Origin of the sequence: Natrinema sp. DC36, assembly GCF_020405225.1 — an archaeon.
In the GTDB taxonomy this organism is placed as follows: domain Archaea; phylum Halobacteriota; class Halobacteria; order Halobacteriales; family Natrialbaceae; genus Natrinema.
Genome location: NZ_CP084472.1, coordinates 2,537,839 through 2,550,836 on the forward strand (window position 1 = coordinate 2,537,839; position 12,998 = coordinate 2,550,836).

General features: G+C 66.1%; 18 protein-coding genes. 7 read left to right on the top strand and 11 right to left on the bottom strand.

Annotated elements, in window-relative coordinates:
- Positions 1 to 208: 208 nt before the first annotated feature.
- Positions 209 to 1,141: a polyprenyl diphosphate synthase gene (gene uppS, locus LDH74_RS13200; protein ID WP_226039180.1), complete on the bottom strand. Its 933-nt coding sequence runs from the start codon at positions 1,139 to 1,141 to the stop codon at positions 209 to 211.
- A 174-nt stretch (positions 1,142 to 1,315) separates the two neighbouring features.
- Here uppS and LDH74_RS13205 point away from each other — a divergent pair, with 174 nt between their 5' ends.
- From LDH74_RS13205 to hemA, 4 genes are all read left to right on the top strand, one after another.
- Positions 1,316 to 1,732, top strand: coding sequence for a DUF5778 family protein (locus LDH74_RS13205; protein ID WP_226039181.1), 417 nt, complete (start codon positions 1,316 to 1,318; stop codon positions 1,730 to 1,732).
- Between the two features lie 93 nt (positions 1,733 to 1,825).
- Positions 1,826 to 2,908 (top strand): Lrp/AsnC family transcriptional regulator, encoded by a 1,083-nt coding sequence (locus tag LDH74_RS13210; RefSeq protein WP_226039182.1) that lies wholly within the window; start codon positions 1,826 to 1,828, stop codon positions 2,906 to 2,908.
- 29 nt (positions 2,909 to 2,937) lie between these two features.
- Complete coding sequence (locus tag LDH74_RS13215) at positions 2,938 to 3,594, top strand: bifunctional precorrin-2 dehydrogenase/sirohydrochlorin ferrochelatase (protein WP_226039183.1); 657 nt, start codon at positions 2,938 to 2,940, stop codon at positions 3,592 to 3,594.
- Positions 3,594 to 4,952: a glutamyl-tRNA reductase gene (hemA, locus tag LDH74_RS13220; protein ID WP_226039184.1), complete on the top strand. Its 1,359-nt coding sequence runs from the start codon at positions 3,594 to 3,596 to the stop codon at positions 4,950 to 4,952. Before LDH74_RS13215 ends, hemA begins: the two co-directional genes overlap by 1 nt.
- 215 nt (positions 4,953 to 5,167) lie before the next feature.
- Here hemA and LDH74_RS13225 read toward each other — a convergent pair whose 3' ends face one another.
- Entirely contained in the window at positions 5,168 to 5,500 is a 333-nt protein-coding gene (locus LDH74_RS13225; protein WP_226039185.1) for a hypothetical protein, read from the bottom strand.
- Positions 5,501 to 5,662: 162 nt separating this feature from the next.
- On the opposite strand from LDH74_RS13225, the gene LDH74_RS13230 reads away from it, so the two are divergent.
- Positions 5,663 to 5,923, top strand: a complete 261-nt coding sequence (locus tag LDH74_RS13230) for a glutathione S-transferase N-terminal domain-containing protein (protein WP_226039186.1) — start codon at positions 5,663 to 5,665, stop codon at positions 5,921 to 5,923.
- A 29-nt stretch (positions 5,924 to 5,952) separates the two neighbouring features.
- On the opposite strand, the gene LDH74_RS13235 is transcribed toward LDH74_RS13230, so the two are convergent.
- The 6 genes from LDH74_RS13235 to LDH74_RS13260 all read right to left on the bottom strand — a co-directional run bounded on the left by LDH74_RS13235 (position 5,953) and on the right by LDH74_RS13260 (position 10,100).
- The gene (locus LDH74_RS13235; RefSeq protein ID WP_226039187.1) at positions 5,953 to 6,150 is read right to left on the bottom strand and encodes a hypothetical protein; all 198 of its coding nucleotides are present in this window, start codon (positions 6,148 to 6,150) and stop codon (positions 5,953 to 5,955) included.
- Positions 6,147 to 6,317, bottom strand: a complete 171-nt coding sequence (locus LDH74_RS13240) for a hypothetical protein (RefSeq protein ID WP_226039188.1) — start codon at positions 6,315 to 6,317, stop codon at positions 6,147 to 6,149. Before LDH74_RS13240 ends, LDH74_RS13235 begins: the two co-directional genes overlap by 4 nt.
- Positions 6,318 to 6,362: 45 nt before the next feature.
- Positions 6,363 to 7,031 carry an HAD family hydrolase gene (locus LDH74_RS13245; RefSeq protein ID WP_226039189.1) on the bottom strand — a complete coding sequence of 223 codons (669 nt, stop codon included), beginning with the start codon at positions 7,029 to 7,031 and terminating at the stop codon, positions 6,363 to 6,365.
- 103 nt (positions 7,032 to 7,134) lie between these two features.
- Positions 7,135 to 8,124, bottom strand: coding sequence for an ABC transporter substrate-binding protein (locus tag LDH74_RS13250; RefSeq protein ID WP_226039190.1), 990 nt, complete (start codon positions 8,122 to 8,124; stop codon positions 7,135 to 7,137).
- On the bottom strand, positions 8,121 to 9,161 hold the full coding sequence (locus LDH74_RS13255) for an ABC transporter substrate-binding protein (protein WP_226039191.1): 1,041 nt from the start codon (positions 9,159 to 9,161) through the stop codon (positions 8,121 to 8,123). Before LDH74_RS13255 ends, LDH74_RS13250 begins: the two co-directional genes overlap by 4 nt.
- Positions 9,162 to 9,206: 45 nt before the next feature.
- Positions 9,207 to 10,100 (bottom strand): ABC transporter substrate-binding protein, encoded by an 894-nt coding sequence (locus LDH74_RS13260; RefSeq protein WP_226039192.1) that lies wholly within the window; start codon positions 10,098 to 10,100, stop codon positions 9,207 to 9,209.
- Positions 10,101 to 10,183: 83 nt separating this feature from the next.
- Here LDH74_RS13260 and LDH74_RS13265 point away from each other — a divergent pair, with 83 nt between their 5' ends.
- Entirely contained in the window at positions 10,184 to 10,552 is a 369-nt protein-coding gene (locus LDH74_RS13265; protein WP_226039193.1) for a cupin domain-containing protein, read from the top strand.
- A 130-nt stretch (positions 10,553 to 10,682) separates the two neighbouring features.
- The gene (locus LDH74_RS13270; RefSeq protein ID WP_226039194.1) at positions 10,683 to 11,111 is read left to right on the top strand and encodes a VOC family protein; all 429 of its coding nucleotides are present in this window, start codon (positions 10,683 to 10,685) and stop codon (positions 11,109 to 11,111) included.
- 95 nt (positions 11,112 to 11,206) lie between these two features.
- On the opposite strand, the gene lwrS is transcribed toward LDH74_RS13270, so the two are convergent.
- The 3 genes from lwrS to LDH74_RS13285 all read right to left on the bottom strand — a co-directional run bounded on the left by lwrS (position 11,207) and on the right by LDH74_RS13285 (position 12,664).
- A complete protein-coding gene (gene lwrS / locus LDH74_RS13275) occupies positions 11,207 to 11,599 on the bottom strand; it encodes an LWR-salt protein (RefSeq protein WP_226039195.1) in 393 nt (130 codons plus the stop codon).
- An 18-nt stretch (positions 11,600 to 11,617) separates the two neighbouring features.
- Positions 11,618 to 11,899 (bottom strand): 4a-hydroxytetrahydrobiopterin dehydratase, encoded by a 282-nt coding sequence (locus tag LDH74_RS13280; RefSeq protein WP_226039196.1) that lies wholly within the window; start codon positions 11,897 to 11,899, stop codon positions 11,618 to 11,620.
- 105 nt (positions 11,900 to 12,004) lie between these two features.
- On the bottom strand, positions 12,005 to 12,664 hold the full coding sequence (locus LDH74_RS13285) for a helix-turn-helix domain-containing protein (protein WP_226039197.1): 660 nt from the start codon (positions 12,662 to 12,664) through the stop codon (positions 12,005 to 12,007).
- Positions 12,665 to 12,998 lie beyond the last annotated feature (334 nt).

The window sequence follows — 12,998 nt, forward strand, 5'->3', positions numbered from 1 at the left end:
TTGCGGTGAGGGTAGCTAGCAACCCACAGGAATCGGTGCTACTCGATCGTCCGGCAGCTCTGCGACCGCTGGATACGCGGGTAGGCAGTGGCGGACGGCGACGGAAAGTGGCGGACGGCGACGGAAAGTGGCGGACGGCGATGGAAAGTGGCGGACGGCGGCGACGGGCAGGTAAACGACAGCGGCGATAGTGGCCGTACAGGGAGAGTCAGTCCGCAACCTGATTGCTCGAGTCCCCGGACTCGAGTTCCCCGGCGTCGGGCCGTTCGCCCGACGGGAGCGAGTCGCGGAACCGGTCGACGATCGAGTGGGCTTCGGCGAGTTCCGGCTCGCTGACCGCGCCGAGCAGGGCCAGTGCACGGCGAGCGCGGGTCCGCCGCCAGGACTCCTCACGATGTTCGTAGGTTCGAATCCCGCGGAGGAAGTCCGTCTTGGAGAACTCCGGCCAGAAGGGCGTACAGAAGAAGACGGCCGCCTCGTTGCCGTTGGCGTGCCACGGGAGGAAGTTTGACGTTCGCTCGTCGCCGCCGGGTCTGATGATGAGGTCGACGTCTCGAACCGGTTGATCGTACAGTCGGCGCTCGATGTCTTCGACGTCGATCTCGTCGGGCTCGAGGTCGCCCGTTTCGACGCCCGCCGCAACCCCGCGGGCGGCCTCGAGCAGTCGTGAGCGACCGCCGTAGGCGAGCGCGATGTTGAGGACGAACTGATCGTAGCCACAGGTGCGCCGTTCAGCGTACTCGACGGCGTTTTGAACCCGCTCGGGAAGCATCTCCGTTTCGCCGATGGCGCGGATGCAGACTTCGTTCTCGTGGACGCGGTCCGCGTCCGCGAACTCGTGGAGCTTCTCACAGAGGAGGTCGAACAGCGCCTCGTTTTCCTCCGCCGGCCGCTCGAAGTTCTCCGTCGAGAACGTGTACAGCGTCAGCTCTTCGACACCGATGTCCTGACACCAATCGAGGACGCGTTCGGTCGTTTCGGCACCGGCCCGGTGGCCCTCGTGGGCGTCGCCGCCCCGGCGGCGGGCGTACCGCCGGTTCCCGTCCTGAATCACTGCGACGTGCGTCGGCGCGCCGGAGATTTCCCTGGAGAGCAGCCGCTCGTAGGCCGAATCGACACGTTGGCGGAGCCACCGCTTCATCACTCGGGTAAAAGTCACCGAGACCTATGATTCTTGCGTGTCACCCTCTCTCAGCGAGACGGAGCGACACCCTCACGGATCTGGGCATGAGGACAGGGGCGCTCTCTCCGGGATGAGTCACTCGCGCCGTCGGAATCGTGACGGCTATCAGGCCGGCCCCGTACGATTCCGATAATGACGAACACGAACTCCGACGCGCTCGACGAGGATCTCTACCGACGGACCAAGGCGCTGCTCGAGCCCGGCGACATCGCCCTCAACGGGGCGATCGTCCACACCGACTACGACGGCAGCGAGGACGTGCAGATGATGCAGGCGACGATCGACGTCGGCGACATCATTGCCGAACAGTCGGGATACGACCCGCAGGACTGCTACGTCTACTCGGGCAACGACGACACCGACTTCTCTTCGAACCAGCACCAGGGGCTGACCCTCGAGGACGAAGCGTTCGTCTGGGAGTGTCAACAACTGCTGCGCGAGGGCAGTTTCGATATCGTCATCTACTACGAGGCGAGCGCGGACCACGAGGCGATTCTCGAGGGAATTCGAGAGCTCGGTTTCGACGTGACGGGCGTCGAAGGGGAGTAAGCTCGTCCGTCGGTTACTCGCCCGGAGGGCGCATCGGCGATACGAGCCACCAGTTCCAGTTCGCTTATACACCGCCAGTCCCGAGAACCGCGTATGACCACGGACGTCGACCTCACGGAGCGCGAGCGGGCGGTCGTCAACGCCTTTCAGGGCGGCTTCCCCGTCGTGGAACGGCCGTTCGAGCCCGCCGCGGCCGCTATGTGCGAGCGCGGGGTCGACATCGACGCGGCGGAACTGCTCGAAACGATTCAGGACCTCGACGAGCGCGGTGTTCTCTCGCGGTTCGGTGCGCTCGTCAACGCTCAGGAGATCGGCGGCGCGGCGACGCTGGTCGCCATGCACGCCCCCGAGGACCGGTTCGACGAGATAGTCGAGCGGGTTAACGACCACCGCGAGGTGGCCCACAACTACGAGCGCGAGCACCCGCACCTGAACGTCTGGTTCGTCGTGAGCGTCGCCGACGAAGACCGCGTGGCGGATGTTCTATCCGAAATCGAAACGGAGACGGGCCAGACGACGTATAACCTCCCCAAACAACAGGAGTTCCGCGTCGAGGCCAAGTTCTACGTCGACGGGCCGTTCGACGGCGATGGGGACACCGACGCGGCCGGTATCGACTGTTCGGATCTCGGCCCGGATATCACGCCGACCGGCGAATCCACGCTCACCCCGGCCGAACGCGACCTCGTCCTCGAGATACAGGACGGCTTTCCGCTCACCGAGACGCCGTACGCGGACGTGGCCGATGCGATCGATCAGGATCTCGAGTGGGTGCTCGAGACGGTCAAACGGTTCGAGCGCGAAGGAAAGATTCGGCGGATCGGCGTCGTGCCGAATCACTACGCGCTCGGCTACACGGAAAACGGAATGACGGTCTGGAACGTGCCGGACGAGATCGTCCCCGAAGTCGGCCCCGAAGTCGCCGCGCTCCCCTTCGTCACACACTGCTATCAGCGCCCGCGTCACGACGGCGTCTGGCCGTACAACTTCTTCGCGATGACCCACGGCCGCAGCGAGGCCGAGAGCCAACGGCGCATCGAGCAGGTCCGCGAGACCATGGCCGAGTACTGGGACGTGACCGACGACGACTGGGACTCCCTGTTTTCGACGCAAATATTGAAGAAAACCGGCATCCGGATGGAAGAGCGCGCCGATGCCAACACCAGGGAGCGATAACGTCGGACATTCATGCCCGAACTACACCAATGATTCCACTCCTGCACGATTTCACGGATGCGACGGTGCTCGTCTTCGGCGGCGGCCACGTCGGTGCCCGGAAGGCCCGACGGTTCGCCCGCGAAGCGCGGGTACTCGTCGTCAGCCCGGCGTTCGCCGACCGGGACTTCGGCGGAGCCGAGCTGATCCGCGCCGCGCCCGGTCCCGACGAAATCGCGGGGTGGCTCGAGCGCGCCGCGCCCGCCCTGGTCGTCGCGGCGACGGACGACGAGGGGATCAACGAGGCCGTCGCCGACGCGGCCCACGAGCGAGGGGTCCTCGTCAATCGGGCGGATCGATCGGGCGAACGCGATCCCGGCAGCGTCGTCGTTCCCGCGACAGTCCGCGAGGAGCCGGTAACCGTCGCGATCGCGACCGGCGGGACGGCACCCGCGCTGAGCAAGTACCTTCGGCAGGAGCTCGAGGAGACCCTCGACGGGGCCGGCGAGATGGCTCGGGTCTGTGCGGCGCTCCGCGAGGAACTCAAGGCACGCGACGTGCCGGCTGACCGACGCCGACGGGTCGTCACCGACGTCGTCAATTCTCCGGATCTTTGGACAGCTTTACGTACGGGTACTTCCAACTGTCCGCAAGTGATCGAGGACGTGCTCGGCGAAGAACTGTCTGCTGGGGGTGAGAAGCCGTGATGTCGACTGGAGTCGTCACCGCGGCGCGAGTTACACACAGAAGCGGCGGCGTCGATCAGCTCGCCGTCGCGAGCCCCGAGAGTCAGGAGGCCGCCGTAACGGAGTTGCTGACCGTCCCCGACATCGAAGAGGCGTACGTCCTCTCGACGTGTAACAGAGTGGAGGCGTACGTCGTCGGGTCCGACCACGCGGTCGGCCGGGCCGCACTCGCGGAATTCTTTTCCGGAATCGACGACGAGGCCGTCGTCACCACCGACCACGACGAGAGCCTGCGTCACCTGCTGCGGGTCGCCGCCGGCCTCGAGTCGGTGATCCTCGGCGAGGACCAGATCATCGGCCAAGTTCGGACCGCCTACGAGGACGCCCGCGACGCCGGCGGCATCGGCTCGATGCTCGAGGCCGCCGTCACGAAGGCCATCCACGTCGGCGAGCGCGCCCGCACCGAGACGGCGATCAACGAGGGTGTCGTCTCGCTGGGCTCGGCCGCGACGCGACGGGCCGCCCGGGAGATTCCGCTCGAGGGAGCGACCGCGCTGGTCGTTGGGGCCGGCGAGATGGGACAACTCGCCGCTCGCAGTCTCGCGGCCGCCAGCGTCGACGAACTCGTCGTCGCCAACCGGACCGTCGCCCACGCCGCCCACCTCGTCGACGACATCGCGGACGAGACCGACGCCACCGCCGCGCCGCTCGAGGCGCTCGATACCGTCGCGACCCGCGCCGACGTCGTCGTCACGGCGACCGGAAGCGAGGATCCGATACTCGAGCCCCGACATTTCGAGGGGCAGGCGAATGAACAGGTGATCGTCGATCTCGGGCAGCCTCGCGATGTTGCACCGGCGACCGCCGCACTGCCCGCGGTGCGGATCTTCGATCTGGACGACCTCGAGTCGATCACCGCGGAGACCCGCGACCAGCGAGCCGACGCGGCTCGAGAGGTCGAATCGATGATCGATCGGGAGTTCGACCTGCTCACGGAGCAGTACAAGCGCGCCCGCGCCGACGAGGCCATCGCCGCCATGTACGAGTCCGCCGAGCGGATCAAGGAACGGGAGGTCGAGACGGCCCTCTCGCAACTCGAGGCCGACGAGGTGTCCGACGAGCAACGCGACGTCGTCGAGGCGATGGCCGACTCGCTGGTCAATCAGTTGCTCGCACCGCCGACCAAGAGCCTGCGGGAGGCGGCGGCGGAAGACGACTGGAGCACCATCCATACCGCGCTCCAACTGTTCGATCCGGAGTTCGGCGCGAACGACGGGCCGATCGCGCCGCCATCGATGGCTGCCGTCGTCACCGGCGACACGACGACCGGTGACGCGACGACCGGCGACGCGAGTCTCGGCGCGACCGACGACGACTGACGACGCGGCGAAGTTCTATCGCTCTCGAGTCCGTTTTTCGGTTCAACGTAGTCTCCGTCGGACGATAGTAGCCACTGAAGTCATTGCACACCGATCGCACGACTGCTGTACGATCGGTGTGTAACTCGTTTCCGTTGGTACTATAGCGTCGGTCACTCGACAGCGTCTGCGAAACCCCCTACCCGAACCGCCTCCCATCGGGAGATACCACCCCGTTATCGATTCGGTGCGCCGTACTCGACGTGGACCGTCGGGACGCTCGCGGAGTCGGGCGCTTCGTTGCCGTTCCAGTCGACGAGTCGGACGTTCGCCATCTCGCCGGAGAAGCGAAACCGCTGGACGCCGACGTCTATTGCCCCCTCCGCGACGCTCCCCGAGAGGACGGTTCCCTCAGCCATCGGATCGTCCGCCAGCATCTCGAGGTCGCCGTCGACGGCGATCTCGTAGTTCGAGGGGACGCCTCGACCGACGATCGTCACGAGATTTGGCAGTTGAGCATCGTTCGCGGTAGAGTCAGTTCGATTTCGTATCGGCGTGTCGCGTGCCATGCTCGATAACCCGAGTATCCCGGCATAAGCTTTCCTGTCGATATAATGGTAAGATTGCGTGAATGCAAACCCATTGTTCGCCGGAGATTGCCCCGGTGGGACGATCGGCGTCGGGGTGTACGGCCAACGTTTACGAGGATCGATGTGGTCGGCGTGCATGGAATGCTCGAACTCTACCAGGCGGAAGGCTGTCCGCATAGTGCTGACGTCCGCGAGAAACTGACGGCCCTCGGCGTCTCGTACGTGATTCACAATCCACGCCGACCCGGTGACGACGGCGAGGTGCTCAACGAGTGGACCCAGCAGGCGATGATCGATCTGGGTGGCGAGGACGCGATTCCGTTCCTCGTCGACACCGACCGCGAGGAATCGCGCTACGAGAGCGACGAGATCGTCGACTACCTCGAGAAACACTACGGGTGAGCCGAGTCGAGACGCCGGCGACCTGATAGTCAGTCGCTCGAGGGAACGAGGTCGCGAACGAATATCTCGCCGGTGACGTCGGGAATTGTCGGACGCACGACCGATTCGCTCGAGTCGATCGCGTGTCCCGTCTCGACGTGGTGCTCGATCGCCGCCCGCGAGCGGTCGCGCTGTGACGGTTCGCTGGCGGCGTTCAGATACCAGTCGCAGTCGAGGCAGTACTTCATCGTAAATCCGTCTCCAACTGGACCGTTGAATTCTTTGTGGTCTCACCGGCCCCCTCTCTGCCGGTCCCGAGCGTGATCCGGCCGTCGCTCTCGACACGCGTGAAATCCGCTCGACTCTCCGCCTGCAGGAGAGAGGGGATCGCGCGATCTGTGCGATTAATTTCCATACGTCCTCTCGGACGCCCACCGAAAAGGGAACTCGCCTTGAAACGTCAGTCGGTCGCCGATCGATGCGATCCGTCGAACCCCAGTTCGTCGAACGAGCGGACGCGGTGATCGCCGAGCACGCACCGGCCCCGCCGCTCGTGGCCGACGCGTTCGACGTGGATCGCGTCGAGTCCGGCGTTCCAGGCCGCGCCGACATCGCAGGCGCCGTCGCCCGCGAGTACACCGCGGTGGCCGTTGTGGCCGACGCCCAGATCGGTCATGACGCGTTCGACGGGGTCCGGGTCGGGCTTCCAGCCGGTTTCCTCGGTACAGCACAGGCGCGCGTCGAACCAGTCGCGGATTCCGACGTGGTCCAGCACGGGCTCGGCGAGGAACTCCTGACAGTGCGTGACCAGCCCGACCGGTGCCTCGAGGTCGGCGACGAACGCGGCGTCCTCGTGGAGGTAGGTCTGTTCGGCCCGCACCAGCGGATCCTCCTCGTCGTGGAAGACCTCCCAGAACGCCTGCGGATCGACCCCCCACTCCTCGAGCTGGCGGTCCCGGGAGCCGGTCAGACCGCTCCAGAGGATGTCGGCCTCCCGGTCGGTGAACTCCCGCCCCAGCCGGTCGCCGACCCGGTCGAACACCTCGCGGGTGTAGGACCACTCGACGTCGACGAGGGTCCCGTCGAGGTCCAGCAGCCAGAAGTCGTACTCGGATTGCTCGAGGGCCATTCGGACACAGACGTACGGGGTTCTCCAGTAAATGCCTGTCGACCGTCGCAAAAGGGCCGATGGCGGGGAACGCGACGGCTCGAGACGACTATCGCCAGCGCGATCACTCCGCCGTCGGCCGAACCCGATCGGCGTACTCGGCGACGATCGGCTCGTCGTCTGGCCGGAACTCGTCGGTCCACACCGCGTCCGGATCGATCGCTCCCTCGAGCAGCGCCGTCTCCGAGAGCGTCTCCCCGAGTCGCCGCCACCGGGCCGAGTCCTGCGCACCCCAGCCGTATTCTGTCACGTACGGCGTGAACTGCAGCCGATTCGCGGCGGTTTCGAACTTGCGCCGTTCGATCTCCCGGTTGCGCTCAAGCGTGGCGTTCCGGTCGACGAGGGCGTCGATCGCGCGCTCGGGGTCGCGCGTCGCGGCGGCCCAGCCGCGCGCGGTCGCCCGCAGGAACGACCGAATCGTTTCCGGATTCTCGTCCGCGAACTCGGGGCCGGTGACGAGCGTCATCCCGTAGATGTCCAGGTAGTCGCCGATCGGGAGTTCGTCGGCCGTCCGATCGTGCTCCCGACCGATCTCGATTCCGTTCGTGACCACGCCGACCGCCGCGTCGACCGCCCCGTCGATCACCTTGTGCTGGACGCGGTGGTGCGTGTGCGGATCGACCTCGAGGAGGTCGACCTCGTCGCGGATGCCCGCGTTCGCGAGCAACTGAGCGGTGAGAATCCGCGTCTTCGTGGCGGACGGCGCAACCGTTCGGCCCGCGAGTTGTTCGGGTTCGGAGAGCTCCTCACCGAAGACGTCCCGCAGCGTGTAGACGGCCGCCGGCGTCTTCTGGGTCACCGCCGCGACCGCGAGCGGCTCGAAGCCTTCGCTCTGTTTCGCCAACACGGCGCTCGCGCCGGCGAGCGCGATATCGCTATCGCCGCGAGCGGCGCGTTCGACCGCGAACGGCGAGCCGTGTCCCTCGACGAACTCGATCTCGAGGCCCTCGGACTCGTAGAACCCCGCTTCGCGGGCGAGGAAGTACGGCGACTGGAAACCGTTGGGTTCCCAGTTGAGCTGGAACGAAATGGGCTCGCTGTCCGTCGCGGTCATGCGTCCACCTCGAGGCTCGGCCGGAACAGTCCGTCCGGGAGTTCGTCGACGCCGAGCGCGTCCGCGCCGGCGACCGCGCGCAGGTCGTCGAACAGCCGCTCCATCCCCTCGACCGTCGACTCGTCCCAGTCGGAAACGACCATCTCCCGCCACCGATCGCGGACGGCTCGGATGACCGCGGGATCGTCCTCGTACATGAGTCGCGCGCCGATCTCGTCCCAGAGGTCGTCGTCGCGTTGCAGTCGCTCGACGGCGTCCTGAAACGCGCCCTGAAACCCGCGGACAGCATCGGTGTGGTCGGCCAGATACCCTTCGCTCGTCAGGAACGTCGAGACCGGAATCGGCCGATCGTCATCGCCATCACCATCGGTGTCGGTATCGGTACCGGCGTCCGCGAGGCGGTCTACCAGCCGCGACATCGGCAGTACCTCGCGGTAGGGGCCGGTCTCGACGATCTCAGGGATAATCTGCCAGAACTGGAGGATCGCGTCGACCTCGCCGTCCTCCAGGAGCCGGGTGAGCTCGACCTTCGAGCCGGCTTCGATCGGCGTGGCCGTCTCGTCGGGGTCGAAGCCGTGGAACTCCCGGCAGGCCGCCCGGACGAGGATCCAGTTCTTGTCGAGGCGTCTGACGACGCCGATCCGGTGGCCCGAGAGGTCCGCGAGCCCGTCGATCGGTGAGTCGTCGGGGACGACCAGGCCGCCGACGGTCTGGCCGTAGGGGTGGAAGGCGACGATCGGCGCGCCGTCGGCGCGCTCGCGGGCCGTCGAGATGTAGTCGATGTCGATCAGGTCGGCGTCGCCGTCCTGCAGTTTCGCCTCGACGGTCTCGCGGCCCGCCTCGAGTTCGTCGGAGACGAGTTGCAGGTCGAGGTGAAAGCCGTGGTCGTGGTCGTAGCCGAACCGTTTGATCGTATAGAGCATGTACCGCGGGCTGCCGTTGTGTTCGAATCGTGCCCGCAAGACGGGGCGGTCACCGGGGTCGCCCTGGAACTCGTCGATCGCGGCCTGTTGGGAACTGATGTCGATGTCGGTCATAGGTCGGTTGTGAATGTGGGTGTTTCTGGGGAGTTTCGGAACCGATCATAACGGCGCGACGATGTCGTCTATCGTCGCGTCCTCGCCGATCAAGCCGCGGGTCTGCATCCACTCGAGGTGGTCGTCGAGTTCCGAACGGTCGGCGGGCTCGGGAACCTCGTACTCGGGCACGGCGATCTCTTCGCGGACGGCGTCGATATCGACCTCGTCGAACAGGTCGGGCGCGACCGCCGCGTCGGCCTCGAGCAACTCCAGATACGTCCCGCGGAAGGCGTCGGGATCGGCGTTGATGTCGTCGACCGCGCGGCCGTAGGCTCGCAGGAACGCCTCGAGCAGGTCGCGGTCGATCTCGGCGCTGCCGACGATCCCCATGTGGTTGTCGTACTCGAGGAGTCGCCGGAAGCCGAGGTGATCGGCGAGGGTGCTGTGGGGGTCGATGAGCGTCACGGCGTCGACGCGTCCCTCGCGAAGGGCCCGCAGCCGATCGGTCGGCATTCCGCAGCCGACGAGGTCGATCTCGTCGGGTGGGACGTGTTCCTCGAGGGCCTTTCGCGCGGTGTACTCCTGGCCGGTCCGCAGGTTGACGCCGACCGAGACCCCCGCGAGGTCGGCCGGGGTCTCGATCGCGGAATCCGGTCGCGTAACGACGGTGTACGGAAGGTTCGCAAAGGTGCCGTTCGCGACGATGCGGCCGTCGTCCATCTCCCACGTCCGACGGATGCTCTCCCACTTGCAGATGGGGTAGAGGTCCACGTCGTAGTCGCCCGTTAGCGTCTCCTCTGCGGGGATATACTTGATTTCGACGTCGCGTCTATCTCGCTCGACCAGTTCGACCGCGAGCCCCGCATCGCGGAAGTAGCCGCGTTCGGCCGCCACCCGCTGGGGCAGCATGAACGAGAACGGGAGGTGAAACAGCCGGACGGATTGGTGTGCCAACATAGGACAATCGACACCGCTGAGGTGCTTAAAGCGTTTTCACGATACGTTTATCAGTGACGGCGTGGGGAGTGTTGCCTGCTCACATGGAGAAACGATCGACGGACCGGGCAGCGTTCGAGGAGGTCGCCGACGGCGTCCACCTCGCAGCGCTCCCCGCCGGGGAACGAGCGGGCATGGTCTACTGGCGGATCGAAGCCGGGGCGACGCTACCGGTCCACACACACGACAACGAACAGATCGGGTTCGTCCTCGAGGGGGAACTCACCGCGCTGGTCGAGGGCGAGGAGTACGCGCTCACGGCCGGCGACGCGTACCGATTCGCGAGCGACGAACGCCACGGCGCGGAGAACCGAAGTCGCGAGGACGCGTTCGGTCTCGGGATCCTCGCGCCGCCGCGGGAGGAGCCGGAGTGGCGGCAGACGCCATCGGCGTCGCGAGCCGACGGGGGGTGATCACCGCCCGCTCGCGGTGGGCTCACTCGCAGACGGACGGCGCGGACCGCTGCAGTCGAGACTCGCTCGAGGCCGGTCCGACGCTGCTGCCACGGCTAGCCTCTTGTCCCCTCTTGTGGTACTCACTGGCATGAACGCTGTCGATCACATCAACGTCGACGTCGACGCGCTCGAGCCCTGTTACGAGTTCTACCGGGATGTCCTCGAACTCGAGCTGGTCAGACCCCCCGAGGACTTCCAGGGCGCACACGCGATGTTTCGGGCCGGCGAGACGGTCGTGACGCTGGCTGAAACCGGCCGCGCCGAGAACTGGGACGAGCGCGGGCTCGATCACCCGCTCGACAAGGCCCACCTCGCGTTCGCGACCGACCGCGAACCCTACGAGGCCCTGCTGGACGACCTCGAGGGACAGTTCCCGAAGCAAGGACCGTACGACTGGGGGGAGTTCGAGGGATTCTATTTCCTCGATCCGGACGGTAACCTCCTCGAGGTCGTCACGTACGATCCACCCGAGGGCGAGCGAACGCGACGGCTACTGACTCACGACGACGTAGGGTAACGAGTCCGCGATGGGGTAACGAGTACTGGAGGAACGAGTACCCGGGACCCTCGACTCTCGAGCGCCGGACGGAACGCGGTCAGCTCACGGCGCGGTCACGACGCATCCGTCACTCGAACGCTCGAGCCCAGATACTTCGACAACACCTCGGAGACGTTATCGGCCTTGAACGCCTCGAGATCCGCCGCAGTCTCCGATTTCAGCGCCTCGAGGTATTCTTCGTCGGCCTGGAGTTCGCGGAAGTCGACCGATTCGACGGTCCGCTCGGGAACGCCGAGCCATTCCGCGGCGAGCCGGCGAGCGTAGTCCTCGTCGGATACCTCGCCGCGCCACAGTGTATTGCGGAAAAACAGCCAGCCCTCGGCACCCGGCTCCGGGGCCCCGCGAAAGAGCGTGACCGTCGTCTCGGCGCTGCTCGGCTCGAGGGAGACGTCTTCCCCGGCGGGCTCGAGGCGGAAACGAATGCGGAAGACGTAGCGGGCGTCCATCGCGTGGGTACTGCGATTTCAGTCGCCGCGTTCGGACTCGATCAGTTCCGCCATCTCGATGTCGTCCTCGGTGATACCGCCTTCCTCGTGGGAGGTCAGCCGGATCTCGACGCCGGCGTAGCGGATGATGATCTCGGGGTGGTGGAACTGCGCTTCGGCGATCTCGCCGACCATCTGGGCGAAGTTGACGCCGCGAAGGTAGTCGTCGAACTCGTACACGCGGACGATCTCGTCGCCCTCGCGATTCCAGTCGTCGGGGAGTTGCGTCTCGATCTCCTCGTCGGAAAGCAGGTTAGTCATGTGGTGCCGAACGCAAGCCACCCAAATAACGATTGTGCCGCGTTCCCATTCGGCCGCCGCCTCGCGATCGCAGTCCGTCGCGGCCGATCGACGGTCGACTGGCGATCACTCGAGCTGTGACTCCTCACTTGCGGGCTGGAGTTCGGCGTCAACCAGCGTCTCGTAAGCCCGACGGAACCGCTCGGAGAGCGCCTGATGGGAGATTCCGAGCTCCTCGGCCAACTCCTCCATCGACACCCCGCGGGGAATCTCGAAGTAGCCGTACTCGAGTGCGGCCTCGAGAGCTTCCTGCTGTTCGGGCGTCAACCGCGTCTCGCGGCCGTCGGCGTCGGTCACGTCGGTTACGCGCCGGAGGTCGGCGTTGATCCCGCGATCGACCAGCCGATCGTAGGCCTCACAGAGCCGATCGCGGTCGCGGTATCGCACCGTCACTTGCCACCAGCCGTCGGTCGCCCGCGCCTCGAGCAGCGAGCCGCCGTCGATAAGCAGGTCGTTCCAGAGGATCTCGGTCCCCGTCTCCTCCGCGAAGGTCACGTCGTACAGCAACCGCGAGTCCGTCTCGACGAGGAGTTCGGCGGCCTCGACCGAGGGGTCGGCCACAAACGCGTCGTCGGCCGTCTCGCGATCGACGCCGGCGACCCACAGCGACGGGCGCGTCTTCGACACCGAGGACTCGAGTTCGAACGTGGCCGCCGGCGCGCGCTCGAAGGCGGTCGCCAACGCCGTTTCCGCCGCCGGCAGTCGAAGGTCGGCTATCGTCGACATCGGGCTTCGTACACCACCGCGGCGTAAAAACCGCTGTTGTGGCTCGATTGACTGTCTAATTCGATGATATCGATCTGAGGAGACGTGACTCGAGGCGAAACCGTTCAGTCCAATCTTTCCGCTAGTACTCCAGACCGGTAAACTGCCGTGCGGTGGCGCGCGCTGTCGGCTGCTCGAGCGATAGCGAAGGGGGGCCGACGATGCTGCGCGAGGGATGAGTAAGTGAGCCTGCGAGCGAACGTTAGCGCGGGACCGACGGTCCCGCGAACCATACGAGCGGGGCTTCGGCCCGTGAGTAGAAATCGGCTGGGGAGGGCGTGGCGATTCCTCGTTT